This is a genomic window from Chitinophaga horti (genome assembly GCF_022867795.2).
GTDB lineage: Bacteria > Bacteroidota > Bacteroidia > Chitinophagales > Chitinophagaceae > Chitinophaga > Chitinophaga horti.
In genome coordinates, this window is sequence record NZ_CP107006.1 from 3,378,982 (window position 1) to 3,396,308 (window position 17,327).

General features: G+C 48.4%; 16 protein-coding genes. 9 read left to right on the forward strand and 7 right to left on the reverse strand.

Features of this window, described 5'->3' with window-relative positions:
* The first annotated feature begins 47 nt into the window (after window positions 1–47).
* The 3 genes from MKQ68_RS13580 (at window position 48) to MKQ68_RS13590 (ending at window position 5,774) form a co-directional block, all read left to right on the forward strand.
* Complete coding sequence (locus tag MKQ68_RS13580) at window positions 48–4,298, forward strand: DUF6443 domain-containing protein (protein ID WP_264279603.1); 4,251 nt, start codon at window positions 48–50, stop codon at window positions 4,296–4,298.
* Window positions 4,299–4,451: 153 nt separating this feature from the next.
* Window positions 4,452–5,066: a hypothetical protein gene (locus tag MKQ68_RS13585; RefSeq protein ID WP_264279604.1), complete on the forward strand. Its 615-nt coding sequence runs from the start codon at window positions 4,452–4,454 to the stop codon at window positions 5,064–5,066.
* Between the two features lie 384 nt (window positions 5,067–5,450).
* Window positions 5,451–5,774 (forward strand): SMI1/KNR4 family protein, encoded by a 324-nt coding sequence (locus MKQ68_RS13590; protein WP_432803744.1) that lies wholly within the window; start codon window positions 5,451–5,453, stop codon window positions 5,772–5,774.
* A 796-nt stretch (window positions 5,775–6,570) separates the two neighbouring features.
* On the opposite strand, the gene MKQ68_RS13595 is transcribed toward MKQ68_RS13590, so the two are convergent.
* The 3 genes from MKQ68_RS13595 to MKQ68_RS13605 form a co-directional block, all read right to left on the reverse strand.
* Window positions 6,571–7,884 carry a PQQ-binding-like beta-propeller repeat protein gene (locus tag MKQ68_RS13595; RefSeq protein ID WP_264279606.1) on the reverse strand — a complete coding sequence of 438 codons (1,314 nt, stop codon included), beginning with the start codon at window positions 7,882–7,884 and terminating at the stop codon, window positions 6,571–6,573.
* Between the two features lie 272 nt (window positions 7,885–8,156).
* Complete coding sequence (locus MKQ68_RS13600; RefSeq protein ID WP_264279607.1) at window positions 8,157–8,417, reverse strand: GNAT family N-acetyltransferase; 261 nt, start codon at window positions 8,415–8,417, stop codon at window positions 8,157–8,159.
* Between the two features lie 3 nt (window positions 8,418–8,420).
* Window positions 8,421–8,810, reverse strand: a complete 390-nt coding sequence (locus MKQ68_RS13605) for a carboxymuconolactone decarboxylase family protein (protein ID WP_264279608.1) — start codon at window positions 8,808–8,810, stop codon at window positions 8,421–8,423.
* Between the two features lie 118 nt (window positions 8,811–8,928).
* Here MKQ68_RS13605 and MKQ68_RS13610 point away from each other — a divergent pair, with 118 nt between their 5' ends.
* A complete protein-coding gene (locus MKQ68_RS13610; RefSeq protein WP_264279609.1) occupies window positions 8,929–9,507 on the forward strand; it encodes a GntR family transcriptional regulator in 579 nt (192 codons plus the stop codon).
* Between the two features lie 115 nt (window positions 9,508–9,622).
* Here MKQ68_RS13610 and purE read toward each other — a convergent pair whose 3' ends face one another.
* The 3 genes from purE to MKQ68_RS13625 all read right to left on the reverse strand — a co-directional run bounded on the left by purE (window position 9,623) and on the right by MKQ68_RS13625 (window position 12,778).
* Window positions 9,623–10,117: a 5-(carboxyamino)imidazole ribonucleotide mutase gene (gene purE, locus MKQ68_RS13615; RefSeq protein ID WP_264279610.1), complete on the reverse strand. Its 495-nt coding sequence runs from the start codon at window positions 10,115–10,117 to the stop codon at window positions 9,623–9,625.
* A 4-nt stretch (window positions 10,118–10,121) separates the two neighbouring features.
* On the reverse strand, window positions 10,122–11,228 hold the full coding sequence (locus MKQ68_RS13620; RefSeq protein WP_264279611.1) for a 5-(carboxyamino)imidazole ribonucleotide synthase: 1,107 nt from the start codon (window positions 11,226–11,228) through the stop codon (window positions 10,122–10,124).
* 80 nt (window positions 11,229–11,308) lie between these two features.
* Window positions 11,309–12,778: an alpha-amylase gene (locus MKQ68_RS13625; RefSeq protein WP_264279612.1), complete on the reverse strand. Its 1,470-nt coding sequence runs from the start codon at window positions 12,776–12,778 to the stop codon at window positions 11,309–11,311.
* Between the two features lie 323 nt (window positions 12,779–13,101).
* Here MKQ68_RS13625 and MKQ68_RS13630 point away from each other — a divergent pair, with 323 nt between their 5' ends.
* The gene (locus MKQ68_RS13630) at window positions 13,102–13,998 is read left to right on the forward strand and encodes a manganese catalase family protein (RefSeq protein ID WP_264279613.1); all 897 of its coding nucleotides are present in this window, start codon (window positions 13,102–13,104) and stop codon (window positions 13,996–13,998) included.
* Between the two features lie 70 nt (window positions 13,999–14,068).
* On the opposite strand, the gene MKQ68_RS13635 is transcribed toward MKQ68_RS13630, so the two are convergent.
* Window positions 14,069–15,127, reverse strand: a complete 1,059-nt coding sequence (locus MKQ68_RS13635) for a mechanosensitive ion channel family protein (RefSeq protein ID WP_264279614.1) — start codon at window positions 15,125–15,127, stop codon at window positions 14,069–14,071.
* A 188-nt stretch (window positions 15,128–15,315) separates the two neighbouring features.
* Here MKQ68_RS13635 and MKQ68_RS13640 point away from each other — a divergent pair, with 188 nt between their 5' ends.
* From MKQ68_RS13640 to MKQ68_RS13655, 4 genes are all read left to right on the forward strand, one after another.
* A complete protein-coding gene (locus MKQ68_RS13640) occupies window positions 15,316–15,657 on the forward strand; it encodes a hypothetical protein (protein WP_264279615.1) in 342 nt (113 codons plus the stop codon).
* Window positions 15,658–15,889: 232 nt separating this feature from the next.
* The gene (locus MKQ68_RS13645) at window positions 15,890–16,354 is read left to right on the forward strand and encodes a hypothetical protein (RefSeq protein ID WP_264279616.1); all 465 of its coding nucleotides are present in this window, start codon (window positions 15,890–15,892) and stop codon (window positions 16,352–16,354) included.
* Window positions 16,355–16,366: 12 nt separating this feature from the next.
* Entirely contained in the window at window positions 16,367–16,696 is a 330-nt protein-coding gene (locus MKQ68_RS13650; RefSeq protein ID WP_264279617.1) for a DUF3817 domain-containing protein, read from the forward strand.
* A gap of 28 nt (window positions 16,697–16,724) precedes the next feature.
* Window positions 16,725–17,312 carry a TetR/AcrR family transcriptional regulator gene (locus MKQ68_RS13655; protein ID WP_264279618.1) on the forward strand — a complete coding sequence of 196 codons (588 nt, stop codon included), beginning with the start codon at window positions 16,725–16,727 and terminating at the stop codon, window positions 17,310–17,312.
* Window positions 17,313–17,327: the final 15 nt, after the last annotated feature.

The window sequence follows — 17,327 nt, forward strand, 5'->3', positions numbered from 1 at the left end:
CACCGGTCAAAACGCCACAGCCTATCCAACCGGCTTACCCGCCAGGGATGACCGTCAACTACGTACGTACATATAATCTACAGAAACCCGTCAGCACCACAACCGGCGTAACCGCCCTGACGGATCCGAAAGACGTACTCCAGGTAACAGCGTATGTTGATGGCCTAGGCAGGCCATTACAAACTGTATCAAAGGGCATATCTCCTGCCAAGCTAGACCTGGTGGCTCCTTTGTACTATGATGTTTTCGGCAGGGAGGTCACTAAATATCTACCGTACGTCGCCAATACAGGCAACGGTGCATTCAAGATGTCCCCTTTTATGAGCCAGGACACCTTCGCGAGGTCTCAGTACCTGAATGAACAAATCTTCTATAGCAAAACTGAATACGAAGCTTCTCCCTTAAATAGAGTGGTGAAAACAATGCCTGCCGGCAACAACTGGGCAGGCAGCAACCGCGGTATTGCAGAAAGCTACCTGGTAAATACTGTGTCTGATTCTGTAAAGATATGGGACATTGGATATGAGAACGGGGCATATCCAGTTGCCCGCGCAGGATTTTATGCCATTGGGCAGTTGCGTAAACAAACTACCACTGATGAGGCAGGCAACAGCGTTGTTGTTTTCAAAGACAAAAACGGGCAAGTGATACTAAAAAAATTAATGCTACTCCCAACTGCCGCTGCTGGTTACGCCGGCTGGCTATCTACTTACTACGTATACGACGATTTCGGCCGCCTGCGTTATGTGATGCCACCCAAGGCGGTGAATACACTAGCAGCCAACGGCTGGAACCTTTCATCCGCTTCGCTCCGCAGCGAACTATGTTTTCGCTATGAGTACGATAGCCGAGGGCGCATGTGCCTGAAAGAATTACCAGGCGCCGCCGCCGTAGAAATGTTATACGATACACGCGACAGGCTGGTTTTTACCCGCGATGCCAACCTCCGGAAAGCCAGCAAATGGCTGGCTACCTTCTACGATGATTTAAACAGGCCCGTCATGTTGGCCTTCTTTGAAAGCCAGCAGACGGCAACACAACTTAGCAACCTATTGGATGGCGCAATAGGTGGACTGGCAATGAACCAGCCAACACTGGTGCCAGGATCGTTGTCTGTGAATGTGCACGACGGCAGGGCTATCTACAAAGCAGGTAAAGAGATTATTTTCAACCCTGGTTTTGACACAGGAGAAGGGATCGAAACAGAGACGCTGATCGACAGCACCCAAACATTGTACGCGGATGCGCTGCAACTTAGTGTGCCCGCAGGGTTATTGTCTGCCGGCACTATAGCACCCCTGAAGTATACATTCTATGACAACTATTCTTATATGGGTAGCAAGCCACCTGCTTCGACGAGTGGCCTTACTAATCTTGGAGAAACATATACAGACGAACTGCCTATAGATATGGCAATGAAGGGCATGATGACCGGTATCAGAGTAAAACTGCTGGATGGCGGCAATAAATGGCTGACCGCTACGACTTACTATGATAAAAAAGGTCGTGTCAGGCAAATATTATCGGATAATGTTGCCGATGGTTTGGATATCACAACATCGTTGTACAATTTTGCAGGCCAACCTGTACATGTGAGACTTCAGCACACACAGCCAGCAAGCGCTGCTACGCCACAAACCACCGTTCATACCTGGACTACCTATGATCATGCCGGGCGCGTGTTAAGAGTAGCAAAGCAGCTAAACGGGGGCAGCGTGGTAGATATCGCTACCAACACCTACGGTAGGCTAGGTCTACTGCAGTCTAAGACCTTCAAAACAAGTGATGACACACCGATTGAGAGTCTTCACTATGAGTATAATATTCGCGGCTGGCTTAAAAGTATTAACAAAGACTACTTCAACGGCGGCGCCCATTATTTCGGCCAGGAACTGAGCTATGATCATGGCTTTACAACACCTCAGTATAACGGCAATATCGCTGGCATCAAATGGAAAGGTGCTTCTGGTTCCACGCGCGCGTACGGCTATCGTTACGATCGTGCTAACAGGCTGTTAAAGGCCGACTTTACGCAGGAGTCGGATAATTGGACCCGAAACTCACTGGTGAATTTCGATGTGAAAATGGGCGATGGCATTAATCCCGAGCAGGCATACGATGCCAACGGCAATATCCTCCGAATGCAACAGTGGGGCATATTGGCAGGCAACAGTCCAAAAATTGATGATCTGCAATATGACTATCTCGCAGGCGGCAACCGACTCAAGGGCGTAACAGATGGCGGTCTCGCTTCCACGACATTGGGCGATTTCAATGAACTGTTAGTGGGCCTTGACGATTACGGTTACGATAGCACTGGTAATATGATACGTGATGAAAACAAAAGTATCCGGGGTATCGGGTACAATTACCTTAACCTGCCCGAAGATATCGTGGTAACAGGCAAAGGCCGCATCCGTTACGTGTACGATGCCTTAGGCGTAAAACACCGGAAGATCGTCACGGACTCCACTCAACCCATAGTGAAAGAAAATAAGACAGATTACATCGGTGGCTTTGTTTACGAAAACGACACCCTGAAACTTGTTAGCCACGAGGAGGGGCGCATCCGCCTGGATTATGCCGGCACGTCGCCCGCATATACATATGATTACTTCGTGAAAGATCACCTTGGAAACGTACGCCAAGTACTAACTGAGCGTTCCACACAGTCCGTGTACCTGGCCACTATGGAAAGTGAGCGATCCGCTACGGAGAACGCCTTGTTTGCAAATATTGATGCCAGCAGATCAGCAAAGCCGGTAGGCTATCCACAAGATGGCAGTGCGAATGCCGTCAACCATTTTGTCGCGAAGCTAAATGGCAGGAGTAAAGACAGGCGAATAGGCCCATCACTGGTACTGAAAGTTATGGCTGGCGATACTATTTCAATCGGTGCACGGGCCTTCTATAAATCGCAGGGAACCCAGCCGCCCCCAGGCAAAACTACAGCCACAGATATGGCGGCTGCACTGGCACAAGTCTTCAGTGGTACACCTGGTGGGCATGCTCACGCCGGCGCAGCTGGCGAGGGAGTGCGTACGCCCTTTGGCGGTGGATTTACGGAAAATCAGTACCAGCGTTTGAAAGATAAGGAGCCCGGCTCCCAGGTCATGAAAAACCGCCCCAATGCCTATTTAAATTTTGTCCTGTTCGACGAACAGTTTAAATTGGTGGAAGAGAATAGCGGCGTTCGGCAGGTACAGGAAAAGCCAGACGAGTTGCAGACACTCGCCGCTGACAAGATGGTAATGAAAGAAAGTGGCTTCCTGTATGTATACGCGAGTAATGAAAGCGCACAGGACGTGTATTTCGACAACCTGGCAGTGATGTCAGGAAGCAGCCCTGTGCTGGAAGAAACGCATTATTATCCATTTGGGTTGACGATGGCGGGGATATCGACGAAGGCAGTGGGACCGTTGGAAAACAGATACTTGTATAATGGTAAGGAGTTACAGCAGAAAGAATTTAGCGACGGCAGGGGCTTGGAGTGGTATGACTATGGGGCGAGGATGTATGATGCGCAGATCGGCAGGTGGTTAATGATTGACAACAAAGCCGAAAAGTACATTTATGCGTCTCCTTATACATATGTCTTGAACAATCCAGTCATCGCCATAGATCCTGACGGAAACGACCTGATCTACGTTGTTGTGCCTAAAGGGCGAGACAAAGTCGGCGTTATCACCACCCAACGAATATTGGTAGATAGCCACATAGCGGAGAACGCACACAAATTTGCATGGGCTATGTTTCACAAGTATGGCGCAACGGTGAACGAGCATTATCGTACGAGAGCGAAGCAACAGCAGCTTTATGATAACAGGCATAATAATTCTAATCCTGTCGCCCCGCCGGGAACAAGCAACCACGAGGGCGGATTCGCGCTGGACTTTAGCGGCCTAAAGGTTAGTAAAAAGGGAGGAATAAGTGACGATGAAGCCAAAAAAATTGCGGAATATAAAGCTTTTGCTGCTGAATTTGGATATGACTATCTGGCTGCTAAAGACCCTCCACATTTTATGATAAATCCTAACAAATTCTATAAGAAGAAGCGGGACGATATTGAAGCTAACTCGAATTACTATATCAATACCGAAAGCGAAGATATTCCCGAATACGTTCCGGTTGATAAAGTAGATATCAAAAAAACTTTCCTCTACCGATTCTTTACAGAAGAGGATGAAGAAAGGGTGAAGTTAGATTTTCAGATATGGCTCCTTAAAATACGACTTAAGCAGCTCGATGGCGAAATTCAGGATTTAACAAATACAATGAATGCAAACACTAAAAAATAATAGCGGGTTATCAAGCGCATTGCTGATTGTCGCCACCCTATTAATCAACTGCGGTGGCGAACGTGCACCTGTCGCGTCAAGTAATTCTACTTATGCGCCTTCCATGAATGGGCCGAAAAAAAGGGTGGAGAAGTGCTTGTTTTAGCTTCCGAAATGTCCAGTATTGACGACTCCAAAGATGTCTTTATCAAACGGCCAGATAGTCTAAATGACAACAGCTGGGTGCAATTAAAGGATATCAGGATCGGGCTTATTAAAACAGATCTAGTAACCACGGACATAGGAGACTTCGACGTATTCTCGTTTTATATTGAAAAAGAGGCCACGAATATATTCTCCGCAGGTAACATCTATGCTGCCTACATGCCTGAATATGATAGTACATCCGGGCTCGCAACGATCACGTTAACTACCGAGCCTGCAGAGTCCGAAAGCCGGGCAACATTGTTCGTCATCGATGTTAATACAGGCATAACCCACAAGGCAGACACTAATTTATACAATGCCACCAATGCGCCCATTGTCCAATACAACCGCGAGGCTTGTGTGTTGTACCTGAACGGCAGCGAATTGGTGTGTTATCGACCGGGCAAGGATAGCAAGACAGTGGTTACTTCGTTTTCCTTCGAAGACGGCTTTGAAGATCGCTTTTCATTTTATAAACTGGAGGTGGTCCAATTGAAGCCCACTATGCGTGTTCGGCTGGTATTTAAAGAGGGAGATCGTTATGTTTATGTGATGAAGGAATTCAACACTAGCGCTACCTAATAGAGACTGTGGAGGTATGCGCAATGTCACTAGCTAATCGTTTAAACATTGGCTACGTTTGGTTTCGGGAGGGATGGCGTTAGACCTAGCTTGGGGCCAAAGGAGTGGAAACGATTGCGGCCTCACAAGTCACAATAAAAAAGCCAACAGTTCACCTGAAAGGTAAACTGTTGGCTTTTTGTAACTAATGAAAATCCGGCAAACGGTGTTCTAAAGCGTCAGGAATTCTTTGCTGCCGAAGCGGGAATCCGGCCACGAACTAGACATCTAAAGTAAGATCGCAAAACCGTTAAGCTTGACCATAGTAAACGACGATTACATTATCCGCTGACCGCTTCCTGGAACGATCAGCACATCCTGATCCTGCCAGCCAGCGCTCAAGCGATCAATGCCGCTGAAAGAGAGGCCGGATGTCAACTCCCGGAAGATTTCAAAGACTTTTACGCGGCAGTAAACGGATGGGCGCGCTGTATCCTAACACTGCAGATGACGAAGGCTTCCTGTTTCCGGTGGAAACCATTTCGCCAATCACCGCAGAACTGGGAAATGTTCATTTTCCCAGCAAGCAGAGAATCTTTGCCTTCGCTGAATATATGCATAAAAGCTGGTGGTATAACGTACACATCATCGATGATGATGCATCTGAAGTCGGGATCATTCCTGACAGCTCGTCATTCAAACCGATTACCCAGTCGCTGGCAACATTAATAGAACTCTACCTTAGAAATTCATCGAAACTATATGATTACGCGTAGTCGCATTTCAAAAAAAGCTACGACACTTTTAGTTTACTGATTTTGTCGCTAGTATCATAATACGGTGCAACAGCCGGACCGGCGGTTGCACGGCAGCCAGTCGAGACATCATCCATGTGAGGATGACAGAATTAAAATCCTGTGCTCGACCGGTGGTCTTTTTGTCCGCGATCCAACTGAAATGAACGCCACAAGCTGTGGAATTAGACGACATCAAAATTGGCTTACTCAAAACTACAATAGCCACAATCGATTTGGCCGGCCTGGATTTTCATTCTTCTACTTTGAAAGAGATCATAAGTCTATATTTTCGACCGACAACATTTACGCAGCTTACAGCTAGAATATAAAAAGGCATCCGGACTAGCAACAAACACGTTAACTACCGAGCCTGTAGATTTCGAGAGCCGGGCAACAATGTTCGTAATCGATATTTGCCACAGGCATGCCCCGATGGTGATCACAAATTTTATAATGCCCCAATCGCTCAATATAACAAGGAGGTTTTGTTTTTCCCCTGAACGGCGACAACCTTGCGTGTTACCAGCCCGGTAAGAACAGCCGGGTCAGTGGTCACTTCGTTCTTCTTCGAAGAAGGCTTTGTAGAACGCGTTTCGTTTTACAAACTCAGGGTGGTCAGGACGCAGCCTACCATGCAAATCCGGCTCAGTTCTAAGGAAGATCGTTGTTATGTTGATGTGATAAAGAACTAATACCATAGTGGTAGCTAACTACAGCCTCTCTTTTGGCTAGAAGAAAGGCTTAAATCGCTCGAAGTCAAAATACTCCTCTTGCGTTTCGCTATCGATTACTCTCGTCATTACAATTACGCCTCGGTCATAGAAAATCTTGAAGGGTTTACGTCTTGTGAAACGCCGCCCCCAATAATCTGAAAGAGATGAAGTGAATTCATGCCAAAATTCATTTACTTGGCCATTTACGGCTAAGCATATGTAGTGGTGTTCATGAGAGTGAGAAAAATACCAACTTGCTTCCCCTGTGCGATAGGGAAGACTAGGAGTGCGGTAAAAGCGCGGATACTCTTCCTCGTAAAAGAAAATTCCGTCATAAGCACTGCCAATTAACAATCCTCCCGGTATGGAAACTGGGTAGATCGGCGGTGTAAATGTTACTCGTCCGGGAGTATATCGCAACTGTGCCCGTATAGCCGCACCATCTTTCTTTTCATAACGGTAAAATGTAGGCGTGTCATCCAGTGGTAATCCATAAATGCAGGACATCTCTGATAGTGCCCCCAGTTTTGCCAGCCGCATTCCCGGTTTTCCATAAGCCTCTTCGAATAGTGTGTTTCCAGCTGAGCTAAACACCTTCACCGCCTTATTGCCTCCATCGCTGGCGTCGTGAGTGGCGACGTAATAGTAACCTTTATCGTGAACAACAGAGCTTATTCCTTGACTGCTAACCTGTAAGCTGTCCTTCTTTTTGAGGCTGGTCGCATCCAGTAAAAATAATCGCCCGTCCTTACATGGCACGTAGAGAACATTATTATCGCCAAGATCGCTATAACCAATATTCTGAAACAGGTCTATTTTTGCAAGCTCATATCCCGTAAAATAGTTAAGCAGCATAATGCTGCCTTTCGTCCGGTCAATGGCGTATACATGGTCTCGCAAAGTGTCGACCAGAATGTCAGACACATTCATCTTGTGAAATGCGGCCTTACGTTCATAAAGAATCTCACTTCGAAGAATCGCTTTCGTTGTATGAACTTCAACGGTTAATTTAGCATGGATCACTCTCGGTATGGAGATCGTATCTCTGGTCTTATTCCGATCCTGAACCGTTCTATACAACGAACGGTAATCCAAAACATTTCCATGCAAGGTTATCCCGGAAGCAATATTTACATAATTTCGAAAATCTTTCCCGAGGTATTTCTCCCATTTTATTACAACAAGAGAATCATTGATAACTTCTTCCAATACAACAAGCCCGCCGGGCTTCACAGGTAAAGGGGTATCGTCAGTTGGATGCGCATCCTTTCTACAGCCTAACAAAAAAATAATGGCAATAATATTGACTAACAGAAAAGGACAATGCATCAGTTGGGGATCTTTATATACGAAAATAGCAACAAAAAAGCGTATTCAAATAACACAAACAGGTTACCACTATTATCTTCACACGAAATGCTATTACCAACTTATAATGTATTGCTTCAATCAGGCAGCATTAACCCACCCTCACTACCTCCTATCCACCCCAAAAGCATTCTCCAACTTCCGAAAACCCACCGCCGGATAGTAACTAACCGCGCCGGGTGCCGACAATAACACCAACATACAATCCCCCGCCTCCACCCGCGTAAATTCAATCAACCTCTGCCCGATCCCCTGCCCTGATAACTAACAGCTACTGCCAGGTCCGCCAGGTAACACCAGTAACCATAGTCCGTCATCGCCCGGGAAATACCCACCAGCTGTTCGTTATCCCATGCGGTTACGATCACCTTCGAATGACAATACATCTTTGCTTTCCTGGCCCTGTCAGCCACCGGGCGTTTCAGGCCGGCGTTTACATACAGGCTGATCACCTGGTGTATGTCAGGCATCACGCCTGTTTGATATGTTATCATAATTTATAATTGAGGTTCGCGGCCTGTCGTGATACCTACCCTGTTCCAGGCGTTCATGGCGATAATGGCCATCATTACTTCCGTGAGGTATTGTTGCCCCAGCACGTGGAGGGCGTGGTTATAAGTTTCATCGCTCACACCGTGTTGCGCGATAAGGGTCATAGCTTCAGCCAGTGCAAGTATGGCCTGTTCTTCCCGGGAAAATAAGGGTGTTTCCCGCCAGGTAGATAATACGAACAACCGGCATGGATCTTTCCCAATCCTTAGTGCGTCTTGTACATGCTTGTCTATACAAAAGGAACAACCATTAATCTGGGATACCCTGATCTTGATCAGTTCCGCATGGATGTTACTTAACGTGCTTTTCGCGAGGTATTTCTCGAAGCCAAGCATGGTGTCATACGCCCTGGGATCAGCATCTTTTAAAAGCTTCCTTATCTCTTTTTTTTACGAATGCAAACAGGAATTGGACTACTTTAGGATACCAGATATCAGAACATAAATAGTCCAGATGTTACCTTACAAAAATCTTCTTAAGGTTGATGGTCATAGCAAAAAACCAGTGTATGAACAGCTGGCCGCCGGCCTGCACCGTCTCATCAACAATGGCATCATTCAACCAGGCACAAGACTGCCGAGTTCCCGCGTTATGGCAGATTTGCTGCAACTGCATCGCAAAACCGTGATGGCAGCCTACGAGGAATTGATTCTCCAGGGATGGATAACGGCCAGGAATAAAAGCGGCTACTACGTAAATGCGGAAGTGTCTGTTGCCGGGGTGCCACCGAAAAAGACAATGACGCCCCGGTACCCTGCAAAGTCGCCCGTACCGCTGCAGACCGATGCGGCAAAGCTTAGCACACTTATCGGCAGGCCGCGAACTATCTTCCTGGACGATGGGTTGCCCGAGCGGCGCATGAAGCTGCTCCCGCTGGCACACGCGTATAATTTTATCATCCTGGAAGATGATTATGATTACGATTTTCATTACATCTCCTCCCACGCCTGCCCATGGCCAGCTACCATCACGAGGGCCGGGTGGTTTATATCGGCAGCCTGTCCAAAAGCCTGTCACCGACACTCAGGTTAGGTTTTATAGCCGGTACGGACGATCTGATCAGCATCACTGAAGCAGGCGATGACTGACTAAAAACAAACGCCCGCAAACTCAGTGTCTGCGGGCGTCGCCTATAAAAGATTATAAACTATTCGCGATCCAGCGTCTCATTCATTTTGATCACCTTCTCATTATTCTCCTTCTTCATCGCCGCCAGTTTCTCACGCAGTGAACTGTTACTGATAGCCAGCATCTGCACTGCCAGCAAACCCGCGTTACGGGCACCATTCACACTTACAGTAGCCACGGGGATGTCACCGGGCATTTGTACGATCGATAACAGGGAATCCCATCCGTCGAGTGAGTTGGAAGATTTGATAGGAACACCTACAACAGGCAGTGTAGTAATGGCTGCCACCATACCGGGAAGGTGGGCGGCGCCGCCGGCACCGGCGATGATTACTTTGAGGCCGCGTTCTTCTGCGGTAGTGGCGTAATCAAACATTCTCTGCGGGCTGCGGTGTGCGGATACGACGTTGAACTCGTAACCGATATCGAATTTCTTCAACACCTCTATTGCCTGACGCATGATAGGCGCATCTGAACTACTGCCCATAATAATGCCTACTTCTACCTGTTTCATATTGTTAGTTTAAAATTTTCCGAATGGTGTCTGCTTTCGCAAGTGTGCCTTCTATCGTGTTATCGGTGATGGTGATGTGTCCTACTTTCCTGCCTAAACGGATGCCTTTTTTGCCGTACCAGTGCAGGTGTGCGCCAGGTACTTCTAACAGGCGGTGGAACTTTCCTTGTCTGTCAATGCTCAGGGCTTCTGTTTCCAGGATGTTCATCATTAAGGATGGGAAACGGAGGCTGGTATCGCCCAGCGGCAAACCAAGTATCGCGCGGAGCAGTTGCTCGTACTGCGAGGTGGTGCTGGCTTCGATCGTGTGGTGACCGCTGTTGTGTGGCCTTGGGGCCAGTTCATTGACGATCAGTTTACCGTCTCTTGTGATGAACATTTCAACGGCGAGGATGCCTACGAGTTGCAATGCATCGGCGATCTTTTCGGCGAGCGCGAAAGCTTCGTTACGAATTGCTTCATCAATCTGGGCGGGCGCTTCCTGGAACTCGAGCACGAATTTTTCTTCAGAGAAGACCATCATCACGGGATCATAACACTTTACTTCTCCCTGCTCGTTCCTGCCGACGATCACAGCGATCTCATTTTTAATATCGACGAGTTCTTCCAGCACGCTGGGTGCGTCAAAAGCCTTTTCGATGTCGGCTGCGGTTTTCAACACCATTACGCCATAACCGTCGTAACCGTCGCGGCGTTTTTTAAGGCAGCCGGGGAGTTTATTTTCGAGTTTAAGAAGATCGTTCTTATTATCCACGGCTACCCCGGGCACTACCGGGATATTGTGAGAAAGCAGGAATTGTTTCTGTGTATACTTATCCTGGATCACGGCGATAGTGTCGGGACGGGGGAATACTTTTACACCTTGCTTCTCGAGTTCACGGAGAGCATCGATGTTCACGGCTTCCATTTCGATGGTGATCACGTCGAGGCCTTTGCCAAAGTTCAACACATCTTCATAAGAAGTAGGACTACCCAGGGTGAACGATGACGTGTAACGGGCACAGGGCGCGTTGGCGTCTTTATCCATCACAGAGATGCGAAGGCCGAAATCGATGGCGTGCCTGATGAGCATACCTCCCAGCTGACCGCCCCCGAGGATTCCTATTTTCAAATTTTCAAACATAATCTTCAATTGGGAGGCAAAGGTATAAAACTATTGTCAATCGGACAACCAGCCTTAATTACTGATTATCAAACGAATACCCATACAGAAATACCTCCCGCAGGACAATTAAACTCACCCCATCCGTCTGCATCTGTTTCTACCTCACCCTGCCCGTCACTTAACACGTTGCGTAAGCGGCGGCCTGCGTGTTGTTTGCCTAACTCCATCCGTTTCTGGCCATCACCGGCGTTGGACAATAGCACGGCACATCCTGATCCGTCCACCTCCCCACTACCCTCGCGCGTCCAACCAATGCAGTTGGGATTGTCGAAATAGTCGCGCTGCAGGCCGTAGGCGGCGCTTTTACGGGTATTGATCAGTTGCTCCAGGCCAGGAACAGGGCTTATGGTGATATTGTTGTCCTGGTCGGTGTATGCAGCGCCATACAAATCGGGGTAAAACACGCAGGGATAGCCTTGTTCGCGCAACAGGATCAACGCATAGGCATGCGGCTTGAACCAATCTTGCAGGGGAGCCTGCAGCAATTGCAGGGGTTGCGTGTCGTGGTTACCGATGAGGGTAACGGCGAGCGCCGGCTGCGTTGCCACGAGAGTGTTGTCGAAAATGCATCGGAGATCATATTGATCGCCCTGTTGAGAGGCGTTGAACAAATTATGTTGAAGTGGCGCGTCGAACAGTGATAACTGGCCGTTAACCAGGTCGATGAAGCGTAACATGTCATTGAGCTTTTCGGGTGACCAGTACTCTCCTACCGCGAACAGTTTTTTGCCGGCAGTATCGCGTACATGTTGCAGCCATTCGGCGATGAAAGCGGGTGGCACATGTTTTACAGCATCCATGCGAATACCATCGAACTGCGCGGTTTGCCAGTACCAGGCTCCCCAGCGTTTAATCTCCTCGCGCACTGCGGAGTTACGATAATCGATATCCGCCCCCAATAAAAAATCATAGTTGCCTACTTCGTGTTCCGCAACATCCTGCCAGCCTTCTCCATATTCATTCTGGATGCTAAATATGCCCGTTTCCTGCAGATCTTCGGCAAAGTCAACACCGGTGAAACAATGGTAATCCCACTTGAAATCAGACAGACCTTTGCGACCGTTATACTCAAATTTTGTATACGCATCTATCTCAAATGTATCAGAGATAAACTCATCGCGTTGATCAGGATTTACCTTTCTTACCGGAACGCGTTCGGTACCATCGGCGCCGCAAAGGTGATTGATAATGACATCTGCGTAAACCTGGATGCCCGCATTGTGAGCGGCTTCAATTGCGGACAAGTAATCTTCTTTGCTGCCGTACTTAGTGCGCACCGTGTTTTTCTGCTTAAACGCTCCAAGGTCGTAGAGGTCATACACGTCGTAGCCTTCGCTTTGTAATCCTTTACTGCCTTTAAATGCAGGCGGCATCCATACCGCTGTAATACCCATATCTGACAGTCGTTCGGATTCGTTTGCCAGTTGTTTCCATAAATCATTTTCGGGTGTGATATACCAGTGAAAGTATTGTAACAGTGTGCCGTTCTTTTCCATGTTTTCTCCTTCTTTTAGCTGGATGCAGATCAACAATTATTCCGCGCTCACGGCAACGTACGCCTGCGCAAAAAGATGGGGAACACAGCCTGGTAAAGTGTTTCGCCGTTTCCCCAGCGGCTTGCCGGCATTCAGTAACGCCTGACCACGGCGCAACGTGCACACCGTGGCGGGATTGCTATACGCAGTGCCATGTCCGGTAGAAAAGACTTTTAAACAAAGGAATAATTATAGCCGCATCATCTTGCCTGCAAAGGCTTCCACCCGATCACCCTCCGACAGCAATATCATACATGATTCATTAAAAGTTAAAAACACAACTTATGTTTTATCACGATGGAAAATTACAATACCCGGTAAGGGTGGATAAACCCAACCCGCAATTCGCAAAGCTTTTACAACAGGCAATCGGCGGCGTTGAAGGCGAGATACGGGTTTGCCTTCAATACCTGTTTCAGGCCTGGAACAGCCGCGGACCTAAGAAGTACCGCGATATGCTGATGGAAACAGGCACGGAAGAAATCGCGCATATTGAAATGCTGTCTACCGCCGTAGCCCTGAACCTCGAAGGCGCATCCATGAACATGAAAGAACAGATGGCAGCCGCAAACCCACTGGTAGAAGCGGTGATGGGCGGAAAAGATCCGCGTCATATTCTGTCGGCCGGACTCGGTGCAATGGCGGCCGACGCGAACGGCGTACCGTTCAATGGCTCGTGGATTATCGCCACTGGCAATACCGCTTCCGATATGTATGCGAACGTGCATGCCGAAGCTTCCGGTCGCGTGCTGGCGACGAGACTGTATGAACTCACCGATGATCCTGGTATGAAAGACATGCTCGCCTTCCTGATTGCACGTGACGCCATGCACCAGAATCAATGGTTGGCCGTACTCGAAGATCTTGGCGGCCCGGCCGTGAACCTGCCGATACCGAATACCTTCCCGGAAACGCAGCAGGTAAGCGACTTCGCCTATTCTTTTGTAACCACCAGCATCAACAAAGAAAATTCAGAATCGACATCGGGAAGATGGGCCAGCGGCACATCGATAGATGGCAAGGGCGCCTTCCATGTAAGACCGGCCGTACCGCTTGGCGACGAACCGGCATTAAACGCAACTGACCCTACCGTACACGCACAGCAACAACAGATGCTATTGTCGGACAGCGAGGGCAAATCGTTCCTTGATAAGGCGGCCGACTTTATAGCAGGAAGCTAGGTCACCGTGCAGAAAGTGGCTTTGTGGAGGATGTAAGAAGGGTGTCTCACATTGTTGGGGGCACCCTTCGCTATTGTGTTGGCTGCCTGCGGATAATGATCGCTTCTGTTGGCAGGGCAAATTCAACACCCATGGTGGCGAAACGATTCACCAGCGACAGGTTGATGGCCTGCTGCCGGTCCATGTATTTGTTGAAATCGTCTGTCAGTACAAAATATACCACTTCAAACACCAGTCGCGAATCACCGAAGGAAAGAAAATGCGCGCGATCAAACTCAAGGTCTGGCAGTACCAGGATCACATCTTTGATCATCGGTGGAATTTCCGCCAGTTTATCTGCCGGCGTATGTAACGCCACGCCTACCTGGAACACGATACGCCGGCGTTGCATCCGTTTGTAGTTATGCACCCGCGAGTTGGTGAGATCTGTATTTGAAAACACCAGTTGTTCGCCAGTCAGGCTTCGCAGGCGGGTTGTTTTGATGCCGATATACTCCACCGTACCCATCTTATCTTCCACGATGATGAAGTCGTCTATTTCAAAAGGGCGGTCGAAAAAGATGACGAAGTAGCTGAACAGGTCGGCCAGGATCGTTTGACCGGCCAGCGCAATCGCCACGCCACCAATACCTAATCCCGCAATGAACGTAGTTACATTTACGCCCCAGTTATCGAGCAGGAACAGCAGCCCGATGATCCATACGAACGCAGTAACAATGATCATGATACCCTTCACCTGTTTGCTTTTTTCGCGGGCATGCTCCTGCCGGGAAATGTAGCGCTGCAGCAGGAAATTGAACAATCCGGTAACCAGCCGAAGCATGAAGAAGGTAACAGCGGCAGAAAGACCGATGCCGATGATTTGCCAGGTGCGTGCCGTTAACTGCAGATGTTGCAGCGACATGTAAAAGGCAGCGATATACAATACAGGCACTAGTGAGCGCTCGACACTCCGTACGATAAAATCATCGATCTTATTAACCGAGCGTTCGGCAATCGCCTTTAGCCGTCTTAACACCACATGCCGGAGTAACCGCAGCAGGATAATCGCTACCAGCAAAACTCCGAGCGTAGTCAGGTAATCCAGTATAGTATTATTCCAATATTCCTGATTAAGTATGTTTTGCATAGCGTCCTGCTGTATTGATGTAACAGCCCGTTATGCGGTTGCCAAAAGCATTCCAACTGCGGCGGACGTAGCCCTTGGGGGAAGCGGTTTGGCATTAAATTCTACAATTGCGGGAAATACCTGTAAGCACTTACACTGCGCACAGTTTTGGTACAATAATTCGCACGTCATGTGTTTAAACTGATGATATGGAACCATTGCATACTATGAATACACTGTGCGACATTTTGAACAAGCTGCAGCGTAAGGGAATCACCAATGACTTCAGATGGCTGAACAATGGTTTTACGCTGGACGCCGAACATGTCTACGCGCCAGATGCGTTGCTGATCGTTAAAGTATTCCGGTTCGAGGAATTAAAAGATCCCGGTGACCAGTGCATACTATACCTCATTGAAACGAATGACGGCAAGGCCGGGTACGTATTGGATACGTACGGCGTGTACAGCAATTACGACGGCGATCATGAGAACGGGCTGCGGCAGATCAAGGAACGCACGATGCAGGAACAGCTGACGTTTACATTGTAGCCGTCCTGATAAATTTCCCCATTCTTCGTAAGATCGCGTCTGCTGAATCTGCGCGCCCGCGTACCCATTTCTCTTAAAACTCTTTGTGGTCGATACTTTCACCATGCCTGCCAGCCAGTTAGTCCGTAAAAAGATCGGCGTAAACTATCTGACTACTTACACCGTTCCTCATAAAAAAAAATACCAGGTGGTATGTTTTCCCTTATCTTCGCATCTCCAAATACGACTACCTATGTATTTTACACTCCTGTCGCTACACTCGATCAACCGCTGGCTCGTCCTTATCAGCCTGCTCGCCGCCATTGCCGCTGCCGCGAATGGTTACCTGGCGAAAAGGAAATTTTCGGGGATGGACAATACGCTCCGGCATGTGACGGCTACGATCGCGCATATACAATTGATGCTCGGGTCGGTGTTGTATTTCTTTAGCCCGATCGTAAAGCTGAACAGTTCTGCCATAACGGACAGCACCATCGCCAGGGACCATACTTTTTTCAGCCTGATACATGCGGGACTGATGATCGTGGCGGCGGTGGTGATAACCATCGGGTCGGCGATGGCGAAGAGAGTGGAGCTGGATCAGCAGAAGTACAAAACGATACTTACCTGGTTTTCGATCGGGCTACTGATCATCCTGGTGGCAATTCCATGGCCGTTTTCGCCGTTGGCGAAGCGATCTTTCATTACAGTATTTTAATTATCGGTTACTATGTTACAACTTTTTAAAACGCCTATCGGGCGACTGCGGATCATTGGATTTTTTGAGGGTATCTCGCTGATCGTACTGATGTTTATCGCGATGCCATTAAAATATTGGGCGGATGCTCCTTTAATGGTTAAGATCGTAGGACCTGCGCACGGGGTGCTGGTGGTATTGTTTATTATGATGACGCTGAGCGCGGGTGTTACCTATCGCTGGAAATTCCTGAATGTATCGTGGAAGGTACTGGCGGCGTGCATCATACCTTTTGGTACGTTTTACGTGGATAAACACATCCTGGCACCGGAAGATGCACGGCTTCGCAATGAGGTAAAGTAATCCGCCATCTTCATCAAACAATCACGCTATGTCCAAATCGACGGATACCCGGGCAGGCATCCTGCAGCAGGCGTTTGAACTCATCTACCAGAAAGGATACCAGGCAACGAGTATCGATGAGATTATTGCCAGAACGAATGTGACCAAAGGGGCGTTTTTCTACCATTTCAAAAACAAGGAAGAAATGGGGCTGGCCGTTATCGACGAGATACTGTATACGGGCATCACGCCTTATATGGAAGCGGCGCTAAGCCAGTCGGGCGATATTCGCCGGGACTTGTATACGATGATGGAAGGGCTGTTGCTTAAAAACCCTTTCTTTATCGTGGAGTATGGCTGCCCGGCAGTGAACATGATTGAAGAAATGGCGCCACTGAACGAGTCGTTTAAAAAAGCGCTGGTGCGCATTCTCGACCGGTGGCAGGCGGCGATAGAACAGGCGGTAAAGCGCGCACAGGCGCAACAGCAGCTGAGTGCGGAACACCGCCCGAAGCAGCTGGCTACCTACATTATATCAAATTATGCAGGCATCCGTAACACCGGGAAACTGCGCGGGAAGGGCGCTTACAAAACTTTCCTGGCGGAATATAAACGTTACCTCGAACAGTTAATTTAATGCTTTGTATATTTA